Below are 19,230 nucleotides of genomic sequence, written 5' to 3' on the forward strand. Positions count from 1 at the left end.
GCATGTATGCCTAACCGAGCCTGTTGACCGTGTCATCTGTCGCACCTGTAGCATCCGTAGTACCTCAGCCTCTGGGCGGGGATAAAACCATCATCGTCAACCTGCGGCGCCTGACAGCGCTGCGGGCCATCGCCCTGAGCGCCTACATCGGCGTCAGCCTGTGGTTAGCGGATGCCCTGAGTGCCGGTGCGCTGGTGTTTGTCCTGCTGGGGGTGGTGACTACCCTGATCAGCGGTTGGCGCGCCCGCGGCAGCGTTGCGGTAGGGCGCCTGGAGTTCTTCGGTCATTTGCTGATGGACTGGCTGTGGCTGCCACCCCTGCTCGCCCTGAGCGGCGGGGCCTCCAATCCGTTCGTGATTTATCTGCTGGTTCCCCTCACCATCGCCGCGGCAACCCAACCGCGGTTTTTCGCCTGGCTAATGGCGGCGATCAGCATTGCCACCTATACCGCGCTGATGGCGTTCTTCCCCGGTGTTGACGGTGGCCACAGTGCGCATATGGGGCACGGTGCAGGGCATGGTGTGGGACACGACATGGCCGCAAGCCAGAGTGGGGACTTTTATCGCCACCTTATCGGTATGTGGGCCACCTTTACCTTTTCTGCGGTGCTGATTGCCGGCTTTGTTAACAGCATGGCGGAAGGGCTGCGCAGTCGCGACCGCCACCTGCACCGGCTGCGGCAGGAGCAGGCGCGGCGGGACCAGGTACTGTCTCTCGGCACTTTGGCTGCCGGTACCGCCCACGAGCTTGCCTCACCGCTACAGACCATTGGTTTGCTGGTAGAAGAGTTGCAGGCACAGCAGGACCTGCCGGAGTTTGTCGAGGAGGATCTGGTACTGCTGCAGCAACAGGTGAATCTGTGCAAGCAGGCGCTGGAGCAGCTCAAAAGCCGCGCGCGCGATCCGGCGGGTAACGAGGAATACCAGTCGGTGGCGGGCTTCATCGACCGCAGTCTGGAGCGCTGGCAGTTACTGCGCCCGGAAGCGCGTTTCCAGATGCAGCAAAGTGGCCCGCAACAAATGCGCGCGCGCTTGCCGCTGACCCTCGAGCAGACGCTGATTAACGTATTGAACAATGCACTGGATGCTTCTCAGGCGAGCGGCTCACCGGAGCCAGTCGAGCTCAAAGTGGCATGGGGGGCGGAGCATTTGCGTATTGAGGTAGCGGACAACGGTCAGGGTTTTGGCGCTGATGCCGAAGCGGAAAATGAACAGCAATCAGGCGGCTTCGGTATCGGTTTGATTCTGAGTAAAACCACGCTGGCCCAACTTGGGGGCAGCCTGACACTTACAGCCCGGCGCGATTGCCCGGGGACCGTGGCCACCATTGAACTGCCTCTTGAAAGTGACATGGCGGAGGTCTCGTGAGTAGCTCCCCGTTGCGCCTGCTAATCGTCGACGATGAGACCGGCACCCGCAATATGCTGGAGCGGGCCATGTCCCGGCGTGGCTTTGATACGCGCGTGGCAGAGTCCGTTGATGAGGCGTTAGGGCTTATTGCGCGGGAACGGTTTGATTGCGCGCTGCTGGATTTAAAAATCCATCACGACAGCGGTTTGGAATTGATTGCGCCGCTGCGCGCAGAGAGCCCTCGCGCGCGCATTATTCTCCTTACCGGTTACTCGAGTATTCCCACCGCGGTCGCCGCGATCAAGCTGGGCGCCGACGACTACCTGTGCAAACCGGCCGGAGGCGAACAGCTGGTGGCGGCGCTCACCGGTGAACAAGCCAACTCCAGCGATGCTGCCGAATTACCAGAGATCTCCAGCGCCCCACCATCGGTGAACCGTTTGGCGTGGGAGCATATTCAGCGCGTGCTGGCGGAGAATGATGGCAATATCTCGGCCACGGCGCGGGCACTGGGAATGCACCGGCGCACGTTGCAGAGAAAGCTGCAGAAGCGGCCCAAGGGCCAGTGATCCCGTAAGCAGCTAAGACTCACGGCAACATTTTCTCCAGTTGCCCGCTTCCCTGAATTTCCCGTTCCATCAAATAATGTGCAAGCGCGCGTTTCTGGCCGCTGCTGAATCCGTAATTCGGCATAGGTGGCGTCGGCGTGTCGAAATAATCGGCCAGTTGTTTCAGCGTGTAGCGGCGGCTCAGGCCTTTCAGCGGAAGCTGCTGGTGGCAGCGCATACAGTCGCGGCGTACAAAAATTTGCTCCCCCTGGCGCGCGGCATCGCCATCGATGGCGAGGGGCTTTTTCGGCGCGCTGATGGGCGGACGTTTACTGGTTACCGTGCCGGTTGTGTCTCGATCGGCTGCTCCCGCCTGTATTCGGTACACCGCACCGGCGTAATCGTCGGAGACATAAATAGTCCCGCGGATATCTTCGGTTATATCCACAGGGCGACCGAAAACCGTTTCGCGGTCTTCAGAAAGAAATCCCCACAAGAAGTCTTCACTGCGAATACGGCCACTGGTGTCCCAGTGCAGGGCCACCACCTTGTAGCCGTCTTTTACATCCCGGTTCCACGACCCGTGCAGCGCAACCAACGCCGCCTCCCGGTACCCCAGAGATTGCTCCGGACTGGTTAAAAAGCGCATGCCAAGTGGGGCATTGTGCGCGGGGAAATCGAATACCGGGGGGATCGAGTCGCGAATAATCTGCTGCAGCGCAGCGTCGCCATTTACGCCAAAGTCCGGGTCGGGAATTCGGTTGCCGTTGGCGAACGGCCAGCCGTAAAAACCGTCCTGTTGAATTCGGTTTAGCTCGCAGGGAGGGAAGTCGTTACCGACCCAGTCGCGCCCGTTGTCGGTGGCATACAGTGCGCCATCCTTTGGTGACCAGTCGAAGCCAACGCTGTTACGCAGGCCGGTAGCATATACATGGAAATTGCTGCCGTCCGGGCGGAAGCGCATGATCGTTGCGCGTTGCGGGTCTTCTTCTATACACACATTGCAGGTCGAGCCGCTGGAGAGGTACATCCAGCCATCCGGACCCAGGCCGATGGTCTTGGTCCAATGATTGCCGGTGTCGCCGAGCCCGGTGACCACGCGCTGGTAGCTGCCGGCAATACGTCCATCGGAGTGATCAAATGGCACGCGCCCCACTGCGTCGCTCTCGGCGATATACAACCAGTCTTCAAACAGCGTCAATCCGTGTGGGCGCTTCAGCTGGTCTATGAGCACGCGCTGGCCATCGGACTCGCCGTCGCCATCGCGGTCGGCAAGCAACAAACTGACCTGACCAAGCTTCGGTTGCGACACCAGCAGATCACCATTGCGGGTAATTGCCATAAACCGCGCGTTGGGTACATCGTCATTAAACAGCGTTACGTGAAAGCCGTCGGCAACTTTGATTTGATGCTGCACGGTTTTTTCATCGGTGCTGACACCAAACATCTGCCCCCAGGGCACATTCACACCGGGTACCAGACCGAATGCCAGGGCGACGATGAGGGCTAGAACTGAAATTACGCCAGCTGTGGCAAACAGATAAAAAACTAGCGCCTTTTTCGACATGTGTCCCCCAACGTCCTTGATCTCGTAACAAAAGTAACTATAGTAAGCCGCTAAATGTCGCACAGCAGTACCAGTTGCGATACGCGCCAAGCCTTTTCAAGCAGCCTGTTCAGGTTAAATGTGACGACGGTCACGTGTGTGTAAGACATCTCTTACAACAAGTTCAGCACTTTCCCACTACCGCATCTTTCTGAAAAGACCATAATGTAATTGCAAGGACGGAGAACGGATTGCAACGGCGGCAAGGATAGATCCCCAAGGAATGGAGATCGCGCTGCCAGCCCGAAAGGATTTGGGCACCATCCTGTGAGACGCACCGCTTGGGCCGGATTGCTCAAGCGGTGTTTTACGTTTTGGGCCAGAATAAATTGTTTTCTCCCCGCCCTGGCGCCTCAGTTATCTTGAACTTCCCTTTTCCTGTCTATACAAGTTTGCCGCTCGGCTAGCCTGATCGTTCGCGTGCATACAATTTCTGCAGCAGTTTATTTGCTTCGTCTGGAAATCGTAACAAACCTCCGCTTTAATCAGGTCAAGCCGGTCAACTTTTTTTGACCGTGGAGGATGATGCATTCAGTAACCTAGTGCTTTACCCGTTTATCGTACAACCACCTTTTCACCACTGGTGGTCGAGCCTCCATCGCCTCCAAATTTCGCCCCTTTCCTCCGATTCGCCCGATTTACTCCGCGCACTCTCTTCAAGAATCGTCAAATTCCTCATCCTGCAACAAAGCCCCGTCGGTATGCCCGCGGGGCTTTGTTGCTTTTCAGGCTCGCAAAAACGGGAGGTGAACTCGTGCAAGCACAAATCCTGAGGTTGAATCTCGCCGGGCAACCCCTGGAATGGCTGAGCTGGGAGGAGGCCGCCTGCCTGTATGTACGGGAGCTGGTTACCTGGACCCTGGGTGGTGTCGTACAGACGGTGCACGGTGGTATTAACCGCCAGGGCGAGCGGTCCACGCTGGATCTGGCGGCCATTATTGCCTGCGGTGGTGATCGCATGGCGCGACCGCGCAATCGGCCGCCGTTGAATAATCGCGCGCTGTTCGCCCGCGATCAGCATACCTGCCTGTACTGCGGCAGCTGGTTTCCAATACGAGACCTCACCCGAGATCACGTTCACCCGGTTTCCAAAGGTGGCCGCGACACTTGGGAGAATGTGGTCACCGCCTGCCGTCGTTGTAATCAACATAAGGGCAACCGGCTGCTGGAGCATATCGATATGGAATTGCTGGCCCTGCCATTTGTGCCCAACGCCGCGGAGTATCTGGCGCTAACCAATAGCGCGCGGATTCGTGGTGACCAGATGGAGTTCCTGCGCGGGCAGTTTTCGCGCAAACGGCAGGATGGATGGTTGTTGGAAACGCTACAACAGGTGAGTTAACGAAAGCAGCTTCTACAAACTTCTAAACTTGCACTATGCACATCGACTGAATAAGTGAATCAGCTATGAGAGTCTATCTGGGTATGCTGTTCGCGGTTTTTGCATTAACCGTGTGTACAACAGAAGCTTCCGAAATATCAGCCAAGATCGCCGACACCATTTATACCGGCGGACCAATACTCACAATGGATGATAAGCACCCCAAAGCCGACGCGGTGGCGGTAAAAGACGGGCGTATTATCGCGGTAGGCAGTCTGGCAGATCTAAGGAAATACAAAGGCAGTACCACCAAGGAGTTCAATTTAAACGGCAGGGCGATGGTGCCCGGGTTTGTGGATAGTCACGGTCACGTTGTATTTGGCGGCCTACAGGCGCTTTCCGCAAACCTGCTTTCGCCGCCAGACGGTAAAGTGACAGATATTGCCTCGTTAAAGAGCACCCTCTCTCAATGGGCGAAAGACAATGCCGATGCTGTTGCCGCAACCAAGATGATCATCGGCTTCGGATATGACAACGCCCAGATGAAGGAGCTGCGCCACCCGACGCGAGAGGATCTCGATGAAGTCTCAAAGGATATCCCCGTGCTTATTGTGCATCAGTCGGGGCATCTCGGAGTGGCGAATTCCAAAGCACTGGAAATGGCGGGGATCAACAAGGATTCCAAAGCGCCCGCCGGTGGCGTTATCCAGCGCGATGAGAATGGTGAACCGAACGGTGTGCTGGAAGAATACGCCTTTTTCTCTGTGTTTGTGCCGCTTCTTGGTCAGCTCGGCGATGAGGGCCTGGTGACCTTTGCCCGCGCTGGTAGCAAGCTGTGGGCCAAGTTCGGCTATACCACGGGGCAGGACGGCCGTTCATCGGAGGCGGCGGTCAAAGCACTGAAGAAGGCGGCCGCGGATGGCGATATTTTGATTGATGTGGTGGCCTTTCCGGATGTTTTGGAGGGGCGTGATTTTATCAAGCAAAGTATGTCCAGAGATTACGTGGATAACGTGCGAGTAGGCGGCTGCAAGTTAACAATCGATGGGTCACCGCAAGGGTTTACCGCACTGCGAGATCGTCCTTACTACGACCCGGTAGGAAAATACCCCAAAGGTTACAAAGGCTACTCCGCAATTACCCAGGAGCAGCTGCAGGATGCGGTCAACTGGTGCTTTGAACACGGCCTGCAGATTCTGGTGCATTCCAATGGCGAAGGTGCATCAGATATGTTGATTGCCGCGTTTAAAAAAGCGCGCGAAAAATATGGTGATCCGGGTAATCGCCCCGTGCTGGTTCACGGTCAGTTTCAGCGCGAGGACCAGGTAGACAGCTTTCAGGAGCTGGGCGTCTTTCAGTCGGTATTTCCCATGCACACCTATTACTGGGGTGATTGGCATCGTGAGCATACGGTCGGCCCGAAAAAAGCAGAAAATATTTCCCCTACCGGGTGGATTCGCAAACGCGGCCTGATGTTTGGTACCCATCACGATGCGCCAGTGGCCTTCCCCGATAGCATGCGGGTACTCGATGCCACGGTGAATCGCCGCACACGCTCCGGTTATATTCTCGGCCCCGAGCAGCGGGTTGATGTGGATACCGCGCTGAAGGCCATGACGATCTGGCCCGCATGGCAGCACTTTGAAGAGGATGACAAAGGCTCAATCGAGGTGGGTAAGTTGGCGGACTTCGTTGTTCTGTCGGAAGACCCAACGGCTGTCGCGCCGGAGAAGCTTGCTGACCTCAAGGTGCTTAAGACGATCAAGAAAGATAAGGTTATTTTCGAGCGCAAACCGGGTGAGCCAAGCGCACGCCTGCAATATGCACCACTCTCCAATAGCCCCGAGGCCGCCCATCACGTATTGCACACTCTGTTCTCTGGACTGGCAGCAGATTAAGAAATAACGCAGTATTACCCGGGAGTCATGGTGAGATGGCCGCCCGGGTTAAAGTCGTAAGGGTGAAGTGAGTATAAGGCTTGCCGACTTAATGCACCGCCGCCTGGATTAGCGCAGCCAGGTATTCCGAAAAATCATGCCCCTGATTCTTCAGCATCTTCGGAAACATGGAGATCGAGGTCATACCGGGGAAGGTATTTACTTCGTTCAGGTAGATCTCGCCCTCGTCGGTGAGGAAGAAGTCGATGCGGGAAAGGTCTTTTAGCTGCAGGCCGACAAACGCGCGTCTCGATGCTTCGCGAATCCAGTTCAGTTGCCCTTCGGACAACCCTTCCGCTTCCACAAAGGTTTCTGCGCGGCTGTCTTCCGCATACTTTTCGTCGTAGCTGTAGAAGGTGTCCGACGGCGCGCGCACTTCGCCCGGTGGGGTTACCACCAGTTCGCCCTGGTATTCGTAGGACGCAACTTCCAGCTCGCGCACATTCAGGCACTTTTCTACCAGCACGTAGGGGGAGAGTTTGAATGCGTCCTTCAATGCTTCATTGAGAGCTTCCGGAGTACTTACCTGATAGCAGCCCACGGATGAGCCCTGATTGGAAGCTTTCACAAACACCGAGCCCCACTCGCTCAGCGCATCCTGGGCCTTGGCAAATTCCTCCGGGGTTTCTGCGCACAGGAACTGGTAGGGGGTATTGTCGATACCCAGTGCCGTCAGCCACAGTTTGGTGGTGACCTTGTTGAAGCAGTTTTTGCTGGCCTCCGGGCCACAGCCGTAATACGGCAGGCCGAGAATTTCCAATTGTGACTGCAGGTCGCCGGTTTCACCGGGGTAGCCGTGGATGGCCGGGATCACATAGTCCACCGGTTGCGCGCTGCCACCGGCGTTGTACAGCAGTTTGTCCGAGCGCAGTTCGCGCAGCTGGCCGTCCGCATCGATAAAGCGGCCATCCGCATCCATGGTCACCCGCGTCAGCTTTAGCGCTGGGGACTTGGCCAACTCCTGTTGAATAAAATCCGCGGTGCGCAGGGATACATCGTGTTCGCTGCTGCCGCCGCCGCAGATCAGCAGGACGTTGATGGGATTGGCAGACTCGTTTGTCATCGGTCTCTCATTTGTTTGTTGTCGTACGTTAGCGCTTACTTTCGCCAGCGGGTGCACTCAATACCTGGGCACACTGGGAGGGCATTGGCGGCTTCTCGGCCGGCTTTTCCGGCTCTTTGGAAGGCGGACGGTTAAGGATGGCGTAAAACTCATCACTAAACCACCAGTCCAGACCACCGCCACAAGGGTCGCCCTTAACCTTCGCCTGCGGTTTGCAACTGTTGTCCCCGGGCGGGCAATTCAGGCGCACATGAAAGTGATAGTTGTGTCCCCACCAGGGGCGCACCTTGCGCAGCCATTCGTTATCGCTCCCTGCAATATCGCACATTTTCCGCTTGATGGTGGGGTGTACGAAGATGCGCGCGACACGGGGGTCTTCCGAGGCGAGGCGCACGATGCCCGGGATGCGTTTATCCCAGTTTTTTTCCAGCAAAACATGCTTTTTGGCATCGGCCATGGGGATGGCGGCGATATTGTCGCGCTCCCAGGGAGACAGCGGACGCTCGGCAGCGCGGCGGTCCTGGGAAAACCAGATGTCGGCATCCAACCCCATCTGGTGGCTGGTATGGCCGCTACTGAAGGGCCCGCCGCGGGCCATGGACATATCCCCAATCTGCAGACGCCCGAGATTGTTCTTTTCCACACTACTGGAAAAGTCCTTGAGGAATTTCACCAGATACGGATTGCCGTAGTGGCGGTCGCGCCCCGTGCGCACCAGTTGAAAACCGTCGCCGCGCAGGGGCATCTGTTCGGCGCCACTCAGGCAGCCATTGGTGTAGGCGCCGATACTTTCCGGAGACTGCTTGGAAGGGGTTTTCACATCCTCCCACGGGTTTTGCGCGGATGCGTTCGTTGCTGCGAGCAGCAGGCTCAGGCTCAGGGGCAGGGCGGCGATAAGAAGTCGGGCGAAGAGTGATTTGGTCAGCGGCATAACAACGGCGGATGCGTCCGGTTGAGGCTCAAAGTGGGGCCGGTTTAGGCATTAGTGCTCGGGGAATTATAGAGGTTCCCCGAGCCGCTTCTGTGGGCGTATCCGCTATTGTGGAAAGTGGCGACGTGGGCGCTTACTGCAGAATTTCCTGGCAAGCGCTCACCAGTGCCTGCATCTCCTCATCGGTGCCGATGCTGATGCGCAAGTACTCACTAATCCGCGGCTTGTTGAAATAGCGCACGATGATATTGCGCTCGCGCAGGGCGAGAAACAGTGCCTCGGCAGAAGTCTTCGTCGGCTTGGCGAAGATAAAGTTCGCGGTGGATGGGACTATGTCGAAGCCCAGCTCAGACAACTGTTCACAGGTCCACTCGCGAGTGGCGATTACCTTGGCGCAGTTGTCGGTCAGCCACGCGCGGTCGGCGATCGCCGCGGTGGCCACCTTCTGTGCAATCCCGTCGATGGGGTAGGAATTGAAGGAATTCTTCGCCCGGTTCAGTCCCTCGATCAGGTGTGCCTGACCCATGCCATAGCCCAGGCGCAAACCGGCCAGTGCGTGGGATTTCGACAGGGTGTGGATAACCAGCAGGTTGGGGTAGCGGTCGATCAGGCTTACCGCGCTCTCGCCACCGAAATCGATATAGGCCTCGTCGATGACGACCACACGCTCCGGGTGCAGCTGCAGCAGCTTTTCGATCTCTGCCAGCGGCAGGTAGCGGCCGGTGGGCGCGTTGGGGTTGGGGATAATCACCCCGCCGGCATTCTCTACCGCGTAGTCCTCGACACCGATGGAGAAGTCCTCGCGCAGGGGCAGGGTGCGGGATTCAATACCGTAGAACTGGCAGTACACCGGGTAAAAGCTGTAGGTGATATCTGGAAACAGCAGTGGTTCCGGGCGCTGGAAGAAGCTGTAGAAGGCATGTGCCAGTACTTCGTCGGAACCGTTGCCGACGAATACCTGCTCGGGAGCAAGGTCGAACTCCGCGGCGATGGTTTCACGCAGCTGGGTAGATTCCGGGTCCGGGTACAGGCGCAGATGTGCGGCCAGGCCGTCTTCCTGCAGTACCGCCTGTGCCTTGGGCGAGGGCGGGTAGGGGCTCTCGTTGGTGTTGAGCTTGATCAGGCGCTCGTTGCTCTTGGGCTGTTCGCCGGGCACGTATGGCTTCAGCTGGGCAACAGCGGGGCTCCAGAATACGCTCTGTTCGGTGGTGGACTCGGTCATGGCATCTACTCCTGATTCGCGCCGCTACGGCGTCGGCGCGGGGAGATTTTATGCGTTCGCGGCACAGAGTTCGACCGTGTGGTGATAATTAGCCGTGGCCAATAACCTGTCTGCTCATTCGCCTTCGGCGCTCGCCGGTGTTTTTGACTCGGTGCTTTTCTCGGCCTTTTTATCGTCCTTATCCTTTTTGATGGGGATATCGAACAGGGCCGGAGTAGCCGCGAGGAACTCGTCCATGGGCACCGGCTTGCGCCACAGCAGGGTCTTTGACTTCAGTTCCTTGGACACTTCCGGCGAGCCACTGAACTCGTCCATGCGGCCAATTTCCACCGCGGCCAGAAAGCCGAGGAAACACCAGGGCAGCACAATGGAGGCCACCAGGCGCCAGTGCGGCGCAATATTCAGGGCCAGATAGGCCGCGCACCACAGCATCACCGGCAGGATCACCGCCAGCGCCAGGATGTTGAGCAACGGTATCGCATGGTGAATGGAATAGTTGAAATTGAGCAGCGAGCCGAACCACTGCCAGGCGGCGTACACCAGGGCCGCCGTAGCGGCGATGGAAAAGTGGGCGAGGAAGTGTGATTCGTGCTTCACCACCTTGCCGATAAATGCCCAAGCAGCGGCGTAGATCAGCAGGCCGAAGATCACATCGGTCAGTACCTCCACCACGCGGGTCCAGGGGAATTCGCTGGTGCTGCCGAGGAACGCGAGCCACAGGCTGATACCGGCGACCAGCAGGCACAGCAGTATGGCGACCAGTGGCGTCGCCAGGCGGTCGAACACGTTTTCTGCCGAATGCAGCGGAATGGCCGGCGACACGCTCATGGCCGAGTCAATAAAACGCACCCGGCTCTTGCCCAGCTGCACCTCATCGCCACACTGGATCTGGTAGGCATCCACATCCATCGGCTTTACCGACTTGTCGCGGAAGTTGCGCATCAGGCGCATGCCGTTGAGGCTCTTCAGGTCGTGCAGGACGTAACAGCCGTCGTCGTCCTTCAGTACTTCTGCGTGCACCGGGTCCACATGCGGGTCTTCCAGCATCACCTCGTTGCTGTAGCAGCGGCCGAGGGTCGCGCGGTCGCCCTCCATCCGGAAGCGGTTACACACCCGGTGGGCACGATCTATGGTCTCAATAATCAGTGCCATTGGATTTCGCTCACAAACTTCTGGGTAAAGGCGGTGGCCGACTTCTGGGTGAATCCGGACAGGGTGAAGTGGCTCACCAGCGCGCGGTTTTCATGGTCCACGGTGAGGCTCACAAAGAACACATCGAACAGGTCCGGGAAGTTCTTGTAGCGGCGCACGCAGTAGGTGGTGCGGGCAATCACCGGCTCATGGTTGCCATTGGCCTTGGGTGGTTTCTGTTCGTCACCGCTGGCTTCTTTGTTATCTTCCTTGTCCGCGCCATTGGTTTTGGCGGCATTGCCATTGCGCGGCTGGGTGGTGAACTGCTGCTTGCAGTTAAAGTCGGTGACATCCTCTTCACTGGCGCTGTTACCAGGGAAGAAGCCGCTCATATTTTCTTCATAGGCCGCGTAAAAGCGCGACGACAGGAAGTCGTCCTCGGATTCCAGCCAGAAGAATTCGTATTCCACCCGCCCGGTGTCGAAGTCTTCCGATAGGTACACCACATCCTGCCCGGTGCAGCCCTTGGCCACCTGCTTGATCATCTCGTCTTCGTCGTCGCTGGTGTTCCCCCAGCACTGGATCGACGGCACGATTTCGCCGACCACCATGGCGTCGCCCAGTGGGCGCAGCTTCCAGTCGGCGCCGAGTATTTCGTCGATAATGCGCTGCTGGTTTTTGTGCAGCTGACGGTCGATGATCGGCTGCAACTCCGGGGTGCCGTTGCCGTTCTTCAGGTCATTCTTGAAGTCTTCCAGCAGGTTGATGAGCTTGTCCACCGGCACCAGAAAGCTGATTTGGTTACCGGCGGTGGCCACATTGATGCCTACCACCTCGCCATTGCGATTGATCACCGGGCCGCCACTCATGCCGGGGTTGATGGAGCCGGAGAAGTGGATGCGGTCGTAAAAACTGCCGCTGGCGATCCCGTTATAGGTGCCGGGCACAATGGTCATACCCAGGTCCAGCGGGTTGCCCATAGAGACAATGGTTTCACCGCGGCTTGGCGGCTGCTGTGCTAGCCGCAGGTAATCTGGCCCCGGTTCACCTTTTTGCCGCAGGATGGCCAGGTCATTGATGACATCCACATCCAGCAATTCCAGGTCGCCTTCCTTGCCATCCACCGACAGATACTTGAGCGCGTACTTGTCTTCATCGTGCACCGCGGCGGATACCACGTGGTAGTTGGTGGCAATCAAGCCGTCACTGGAAATCTGGAAGCCGGAGCCGAGGCCGGATTTGGAATTGGAGGAGAGTTCGATCAGGCGGATCTGGTAAAGGCTGCCGCGGTAATCGCTGTACAGCTGTTCGTAACTTTGTGCCTGGCTGAAGCTGCCATATAGAAGCAGCGAGAAGACAGCCAGGTAGCTCAGAAGATTCAGGCGCGTAAACATTCTCGGCATTGTGGATAAATCAGCGCTGTTTAATTTGTGGGCGAAATGACCGCCGAGTTTACGGGAAGGCCCGGTGCCCAACAAGCAAGCAACAGGCGTCACACAGGGTACCCGTGAAGCGCGGGCACCGATTTCACAGTGTAGTGAATGGTTTCACATTACGCGGTGCTTCCATGTGCCCCAGTCGTCTACATAGTTTCAACAAGAGGCACAGAGTTCCACAGCCCGCATAATTGCTTAATTTGTAGTTTAAATACGCGCCAAATTGGCGTGACGCAATTGTCGTGTAATTTCGTGTAATGGCGTGTGATCGACCTGTAATAGAGAAATCCGTAAATTTCACTTCAAGGTTGAAGGGGACGCGATGCCCGGCCCTCACAGGAGCCGCGGCAAGGTGGATTGCAGACACCCTGTTTCCGGTGTCCGTTAAGGAAAACGGATCTACGGATAAGGATCATCGGGTTGCTCAGGATGAGCACCCGTCATCGGCAAGCAGTACAGCGCCTTTCAACCATTTCGCCAATGGATTGGTAGTTGACCGTCACCACAGAGCCCAATTGGGTGCGGTCAGCAATTCAGGAAGACTTCAGCGCAAGCTGAACCGTCAGGCCGGCCCGGCAACCACAGAGCCTAGGAAGCCGGGATTGTGGAAGGGCCTGACAGAGGCACGGATGCCTCATTTCGCTCTTGATAGTGTTGTTGTAACCGTAGATGGCTGGGACCATCTTTTTACTACCGGCAGTAAGCGTGCTTACTGCCGGTTTTTTTTGCTCAAAATTTGATGGAATTTCCTGCGCCGGTTGCATTAAGCTATGTGACTCAGTTCTCACTCTGAGTCTGTGTTTGTAATTCAATTATTTCAAGACCAACGATCACCCTGGGCGGTTTGCAGGGATACAGTCAAAACGTACAGGATAGAAAAATGACAGAAGCAGCTGAACTCGTTGAATCGACAGTTACAGTACCGGCGAAAGGTAAAACTACCGCGGAGTTTACTCTGGAGCCTACTGGTGCAGATCAGTTATGGATTCTCAAGGATGCTGAGGGCGTAGAATTCGATACTTTCCATGTTGTGTTTGAAGGGGTAAGTACTGGAGGTACCAGCAACTCCGGCAAGGCGACCCTGGTAGTTACATTGGTTAATACAGACTTAGAGTTTGCCAAGCAACCGGGCAAATATGACGGTATCGATACCTACGATAACGAAAATGACGGTCTCGGCGCGATCCAGAAGTGCAAGGTTAAGAATCAGGCCCCTCAAGTTCTAGAAATTGAACTGAAGGCAAACAAGCAATCTGAAAATGGTTTTTCTTTTAAGTGGGTGGCAGAAGATACGAGCGGTAATCCTGTGGTGTCTGCTGACCCAAATGCGCGACTTGAACCGCGCTAATCAGTTACAGATTGCTGTTCTCACTTGATCCGAAACCTGAGGTTGGGCGCAGAGTTGCTGGAATGCCGGCAGACTAAACCACTCTGTGCTCATACCTTGGTTTAGAAGTTCTTGCATATATAATCCAGCCGAAACCGACTGACCTGAAAGTGCGTAAACGTGCGCGGCGGTGTATTTCACATCAGTATCTGAAGGGGATAATCGTATTGCTTCCAGAGTTAGGCGAATCGCTTCAGGGTGTTGCTTTAGATTTGCTAAGGCGACAGCTCTGCTAAGAATAGACTCTAGACCCGATTCATTTTCAGTATATTCAAGAACGGAAGAAAAGCTTTCTTGCGCGGCGGTTATTTTTCCTAGAGCAAGCTGTGCTTCGCCTATTTGAGAAAATGTATATGCATCACTTGGGAATATCGATAATACTTTTTCGTATTCTTTGATGGCTTTTTCATACTCACCAGTAAGAAAGTAAACAATCCCCAAATTTGATTTTGTGCGCCAACCTCTTAAGTTTTCAGGAATTTTTTTGATTGCGATCTCTGCTTGAGAAAAGTTTCCGCTTTCCAGCTCAATAACCCCAAGCGCCGAATAGGAAGACCAGTGCTCGGGATAGTTCTCAGTAGTCTCGTTTAAGGTGATACGGGCATCATTATATTTCCCGCTAGAAATCTGATTTAGTGCCATCAAATAAAGATTGTCTGCTGACGGGTTTAACGCAGTAGCTTCTCTTGCGTATTTTAAGCCGGACTCATAGTTTCCTTGCGAAAACAGAAATCTTGAATACTGACCGAGCAGGTCAGCTTTTGGGAAGTCTCGCGCATTTAGCTCAGAAAAAGCTCTATCAAATGCATCCTCATCGGTATCAAATGAACGAAGAAGTAACTCAATAGCAAGGAGTTCTGTGTGGTCGTCAGATTGTGCTTTACCGAAGTTGATTAAGTTTAATGCTTGCTTCAGGCGTTCAATTTCCCCATCTTCCAAGAACAAGTAAGTAGTAATGTCCGCATAGGTGCGATAAAGGTTGTAGTTGGCTGAATAGGTTTCGATTAGTTGCTTAAGTGTGGCTAAGTCCGCACCTGAGGTGTTTCGACTTTCGGTACGAGCTGCAATCTCAATATATCGATCGTAGTGCTCGTCAGACATCGCAACAATAGAGGCGTTTTGGTGTCGATATTGTTTAGGGAAGAGAGCCGAACTGACGCTAGCAGTTCTGTCCCATGCAGCCTGCCGACTATTGGTCAAGAAGATGAAGTTGTCTTGCCGTTGAACTTGAGCATTCGAAGGGTTTATTCGTTGTAGCTCAGTATCACAGCGAACCTGTGTACACTCCAGACGTGCGAAAAGAGCATCCGTTACCCCTTTGTCATTGAGCTCTTGAAGCTGGGAGTCAAAGTCCTGTTCTTCTTTCGGTTCAAAGCTGACCAGCGCACTGGCCTTTAGCTGAGAAACCGAATTCATCAATGCCTGGCGCACCATAGTCTTGGTCAACGCCTTGGCACTCTCCTCTCCGTGAATTTCCCCATTTATCTCCACCGGCATCACCGCAATATACTGCGGTTCCAGTCGGGTAATTTCTTTCCAGCCCCAGTAGCTTCCCGTCCCCAGTACCAGAGTCGCGGCAACACCTGCAACCACTCGCTGCCAACGTCGGCGACTTTTAACTTTTTGCTGGGTAAACAGGTCGGTCAGAGTCGCGGTAAAATCTTCAGCTTCCGATTCCATTCCCTGTTTGTGCAGCAGGGCAAAACCCTGATACACAATCTGCGCACTTTCCGGGCGCTGCGCGGGCTCTTTGGCGAGAAGCTTGTCCAGTAGTATCGCCAGTGGCTCGGGAATACCCGCCCACGCCTGTTGCGGCAGGATATGCGGTTCACAGGTAATGCGGTTGGCCATGGCCAGGGCGCCGGCTTCGTGTTTTTCAAACGGACGGCTGCCGCAAAGCAGCTCAAACGCGATTGCGCCCAGGCTAAACAGGTCACTGCGCGCGGTGAGGGTTTTACCGAGAATCTGTTCCGGCGACATGGCGGTGATGGTGCCGGCCAGCTGGTTTTCCGCGGTGAGGGTTTTCTCGTCCAGCTGCTGGGATTTGGCGATGCCGAAATCGGTGATCTTGGCTACCGGCTCGCCCTTGGCGTTTTCCGCGATCAGGATGTTGTCGGCCTTGAGGTCGCGGTGGATGATGCCGAGTTCGTGGGCCTGCTGCAGGCCTAAGCAGATCTGCATCAGCAGGCTGAGCTTCTGCTGCAGGCTGGGGCTGCGCTCGCGCATCCACGCGCGCAGTGTGGTGCCCTCGATATATTCCATTACCAGGGCGACGCTGGTGTCACTGCCGGCGGTTTCCTCCAGCACATCGTGCAGGGCGACAATATTTGGGTGGTTGAGCTGGGCGAGCAGGCGGGCTTCCTGCTGGATGCGCTCGCGGGCATTTTGTGTGGCAACGTCTTCCCGGAGCTTTTTGATCGCGACCTGGCGGTGCAGCTTCAGGTCTTCGGCGAGGTAGACAATACCCATGCCGCCCGCACCTAGAGTGCTGTGGATGCGGTAGCGGTCGCTGCCTAACTCCGGTGTTTCCTGGGGAGCATCGGTTGCGTTGTTTTTCCGTACAACCTCGGGATCTGCAATATCCATCTGCGTCGCTTCATTGTGTGGTTGAGCCCGAACCCGTTACTCCTGGGTCCCATTGAGGGCAAGCTGGGAATTGCCCTCTTTTTTATTCTTCCCCTTGCCGCCGCATAGCCCTGGATATTGCTGCCGCAGGTCGTCGAAGCTGGGGATAGTGCAGATTTTGGCAAACCGCGGCGTGTAATACCAGATGGGGGATATCCCATGCTCCAGGGTTTTGCGCATATGCGCCTTGGCGGAGAGCAGGTCTCCGGTGGTGATGTATACCTGGGCCCGGGCGTAATTGGTGTACAGGTCGTCCGGGGCATCGCGACGGATCTTGATCAGGTTCTCTACCGCTTTTTCCGGCTGGCCGAGTTCGGCATAGGCGCGGGCCTGCATCAGCAGCCCCTCCCAGTCGTCGCGGTTCTGGGATGCACGCAGCGCGCGGCGGGCAAAGTTCAGTGCGGTTTTGTGTTCGTTGAGTTCGTAGGCAATCTCTGCCTGATACATATAGGCTTCGGCATCTTTGGGGGAGAGTTGGTTGACGCGGTCGAAGCAGCCGCGGGCCTCGCCGTACTGTTTTTCGATGTAGTAGGCCAGACACAGGTTATACAGGTCCAACGGGCCAATGCTGTCCACGCCGGCCTCGGACAGCAGGCGCACGGTTTCCCCGGTTTCCCCCAAATCCAGCTGGTTGCTGGCGAGCAGCGATACCGCCGCGATGTGGTCGCCATTCAGTGCGATGGCTTCGCGCAGGGTCTGGTTGGCTGAGGTCATATCGCCGCCGCGGGTCTCCGCCAGGGCTTTCTGGATCAGGTAGCCGTAACTGGTGCGCAGTTGCAGGGCCTTGTTGATTTCCTGCAGGGCCTGGTCGTAGTTGCCGCGCTGTTCCTGATACATGGCGCTCAGCTGGTAGTAGCTGGCCTTGTCCGGCAGGATCAGCTCCAGACGCGCGAGCAGCGCTTCCGCGCGGCCCGGATCATTAGCGTGGATGGCCAGGCGCAGTTCGCTGATCAGCAGCTGGGGCGTATTTGCCAATGATGCCGGCGCGCGCTGTAAAAAGCCCTGCAGGCGCTCGACGGCCTCGGCGGCGCGGCTATTGAGGTCGTGGTCAATTACGATATGCGCGTAGAGTTCATATAGAGGTGCAAAGTTGCTCGCCTTCTGCTGCAGCGCGTCCATTTCGTTCAGCAGCTCGGGCTGGTGCAGCTCATCGGCTCGGCGCTCGTAAATTTCCAGATAGCGCTGATAGTTTTCGGCACTGATTTGCAGAGCCTGTTCGGCACCACTGGAAGGGAAGTTGGGCAGCAGGTTGTTGAGCTGGTGCAGTGTCCGCGCGCGGCTTTCCAATCCCTCGTCCAGTGCCAGGCGCGTGCTGCGATTGCCGATCACTGCCAGCGATTTGCTGTCGAGCAGCTCCATGGATAGCTCGCAGCTGTGGCGGATGCAATCCAGGGTGGGGACCAGCAGCAGGTCGGCATTGAGGCTCTTTGCCTGTGCCGCAATGGGCTGGCCGTGCAACTTGTGGGATTCCGCAAAGGAAATCAGATTGAGCCCTGTGCGGTTAGACAGCCCCTGTTTGAGGGCGCTGTGCACATTGTTGAGCAGCAGGCGCTGTTCGCGCGAGATGCTGTCGTCATCGTGGTTGTCTTCAACCTCGAGAACGGCAATGTATTGGTTGTGCGCGGGCTCTTCTGTTGTGGGCAGCCAGTTCAGCTGTGATCCTGCAAACAGCGCGGCAACACCCAGGGCACCGCCCACCACAATACCAGTGGCAATTTGCAGGCGGCGCCAGAGCGAGGGTTTCTCTGCAGGGTACTGGTAAAAAGTATCCGCGGAGATAGTGGCGGTCAGGCTGTGGGTGCGGGTAAAGCTGGTATTGCTGCCGCGCAGTTGCGAGAGCAGGGCTTCCAGTTCGGTGGCAACCGCAGCCGCGTTGATCGGGCGCTGCTCGGGCTTCTTCGCCAGCAACAAGTCCAGCAGCTGGCACAGCTGCGGCGGCAGTTCGGGAGCCAGACGCGCGGGCGGCACATGCGGTTGCTTTACGATACGGTCGGCAACCACATAGGGGCTGCTGTTATCGCCAAACGGGCTCTGCCCACATAGCAGGCGGTAGGCGAGTACCCCGAGGGAGAAGAGGTCGCTGCGGTTGTCGAGGGGTTTACCCTGGGCCTGTTCCGGCGACATGGCGCCCCAGCTCCCGGCCACATGCTGTTCGCGGGTGAGGCCGCTGTCTTCCTGCCAGTTTTTGGCAATACCGAAGTCGGTAATCTTGATGGTGCCGCCGTTGTCCACCAGGATGTTTTCGGCTTTTAGGTCCCGGTGAATAATGCCGGCACTGTGCGCGCGGGTAAGGCCGCTGCAGATTTGCTTGATCAGTTGCAGTTTTTGAATCAGGTCTGGCGAGCGTTCCTTTTGCCAGCGGTCGAGGCTGCAGCCATCGACGTATTCCATCACCAGCGCGATGCCATTGTCTGTGTCTACCACATCGTAGAGCTGGACAATATTGCTGTGGTTGAGCTGGGCGAGTAGTAACGCCTCGCGGCGGATGCGTTCGTCGGCGTTGCTGCTGTTGGGGTTGCGGAGCAGTTTTTTGATCGCCACCTGGCGGTTGAGGCGTTCGTCGGTGGCTAGGTAAACCACGCCCATGCCGCCGGACCCGAGTCTGGCGGTGGCGTGGTAACGGCCGATATAAAACGGTAACTGCTCAGATTGCATGTGATGACTGCGGTAAACA

The 19,230-nt window shown here is 56.5% G+C and carries 13 protein-coding genes; 5 read left to right on the top strand and 8 right to left on the bottom strand.

Annotated elements, in window-relative coordinates; all coding sequences use genetic code 11:
* Nucleotides 1–29 precede the first annotated feature (29 nt).
* Nucleotides 30–1,367, top strand: coding sequence for a sensor histidine kinase (locus tag KUV22_RS17485; RefSeq protein ID WP_222229892.1), 1,338 nt, complete (start codon nucleotides 30–32; stop codon nucleotides 1,365–1,367).
* Nucleotides 1,364–1,918, top strand: coding sequence for a response regulator transcription factor (locus KUV22_RS07675; RefSeq protein WP_222229894.1), 555 nt, complete (start codon nucleotides 1,364–1,366; stop codon nucleotides 1,916–1,918). The genes KUV22_RS17485 and KUV22_RS07675 overlap by 4 nt, the downstream gene beginning before the upstream one ends.
* Before the next feature lie 19 nt (nucleotides 1,919–1,937).
* Here KUV22_RS07675 and KUV22_RS07680 read toward each other — a convergent pair whose 3' ends face one another.
* Nucleotides 1,938–3,464, bottom strand: coding sequence for a PQQ-dependent sugar dehydrogenase (locus tag KUV22_RS07680; protein WP_261319262.1), 1,527 nt, complete (start codon nucleotides 3,462–3,464; stop codon nucleotides 1,938–1,940).
* 793 nt (nucleotides 3,465–4,257) lie between these two features.
* Between KUV22_RS07680 and KUV22_RS07685 the strand changes: the two genes are divergently transcribed.
* Nucleotides 4,258–4,845: an HNH endonuclease gene (locus KUV22_RS07685; RefSeq protein WP_222229896.1), complete on the top strand. Its 588-nt coding sequence runs from the start codon at nucleotides 4,258–4,260 to the stop codon at nucleotides 4,843–4,845.
* Nucleotides 4,846–4,910: 65 nt separating this feature from the next.
* On the top strand, nucleotides 4,911–6,722 hold the full coding sequence (locus KUV22_RS07690; protein WP_261319264.1) for an amidohydrolase: 1,812 nt from the start codon (nucleotides 4,911–4,913) through the stop codon (nucleotides 6,720–6,722).
* A gap of 88 nt (nucleotides 6,723–6,810) precedes the next feature.
* Here the strand turns inward: KUV22_RS07690 and KUV22_RS07695 are convergent, their stop codons facing one another.
* From KUV22_RS07695 to KUV22_RS07715, 5 genes are all read right to left on the bottom strand, one after another.
* Nucleotides 6,811–7,824: a D-alanine--D-alanine ligase gene (locus KUV22_RS07695; RefSeq protein WP_222229898.1), complete on the bottom strand. Its 1,014-nt coding sequence runs from the start codon at nucleotides 7,822–7,824 to the stop codon at nucleotides 6,811–6,813.
* A 28-nt stretch (nucleotides 7,825–7,852) separates the two neighbouring features.
* Nucleotides 7,853–8,755 carry a penicillin-insensitive murein endopeptidase gene (gene mepA, locus KUV22_RS07700; RefSeq protein WP_222229900.1) on the bottom strand — a complete coding sequence of 301 codons (903 nt, stop codon included), beginning with the start codon at nucleotides 8,753–8,755 and terminating at the stop codon, nucleotides 7,853–7,855.
* A 133-nt stretch (nucleotides 8,756–8,888) separates the two neighbouring features.
* On the bottom strand, nucleotides 8,889–9,977 hold the full coding sequence (gene hisC, locus KUV22_RS07705) for a histidinol-phosphate transaminase (protein ID WP_222229902.1): 1,089 nt from the start codon (nucleotides 9,975–9,977) through the stop codon (nucleotides 8,889–8,891).
* A 114-nt stretch (nucleotides 9,978–10,091) separates the two neighbouring features.
* On the bottom strand, nucleotides 10,092–11,129 hold the full coding sequence (locus KUV22_RS07710) for an FHA domain-containing protein (RefSeq protein ID WP_222229904.1): 1,038 nt from the start codon (nucleotides 11,127–11,129) through the stop codon (nucleotides 10,092–10,094).
* Nucleotides 11,120–12,511, bottom strand: a complete 1,392-nt coding sequence (locus tag KUV22_RS07715) for a S1C family serine protease (protein ID WP_261319265.1) — start codon at nucleotides 12,509–12,511, stop codon at nucleotides 11,120–11,122. The genes KUV22_RS07710 and KUV22_RS07715 overlap by 10 nt, the downstream gene beginning before the upstream one ends.
* A 913-nt stretch (nucleotides 12,512–13,424) precedes the next feature.
* On the opposite strand from KUV22_RS07715, the gene KUV22_RS07720 reads away from it, so the two are divergent.
* On the top strand, nucleotides 13,425–13,892 hold the full coding sequence (locus tag KUV22_RS07720) for a hypothetical protein (RefSeq protein ID WP_222229906.1): 468 nt from the start codon (nucleotides 13,425–13,427) through the stop codon (nucleotides 13,890–13,892).
* Here KUV22_RS07720 and KUV22_RS07725 read toward each other — a convergent pair whose 3' ends face one another.
* Both KUV22_RS07725 and KUV22_RS07730 read right to left on the bottom strand, forming a co-directional pair.
* Entirely contained in the window at nucleotides 13,893–16,517 is a 2,625-nt protein-coding gene (locus tag KUV22_RS07725; protein WP_222229909.1) for a serine/threonine-protein kinase, read from the bottom strand.
* Nucleotides 16,518–16,553: 36 nt separating this feature from the next.
* On the bottom strand, nucleotides 16,554–19,211 hold the full coding sequence (locus KUV22_RS07730; protein ID WP_222229910.1) for a serine/threonine-protein kinase: 2,658 nt from the start codon (nucleotides 19,209–19,211) through the stop codon (nucleotides 16,554–16,556).
* Between the last annotated feature and the right edge of the window lie 19 nt (nucleotides 19,212–19,230).

This window comes from Microbulbifer agarilyticus, from assembly GCF_019800665.1.
Classification (GTDB): Bacteria; Pseudomonadota; Gammaproteobacteria; order Pseudomonadales; family Cellvibrionaceae; genus Microbulbifer; species Microbulbifer agarilyticus_C.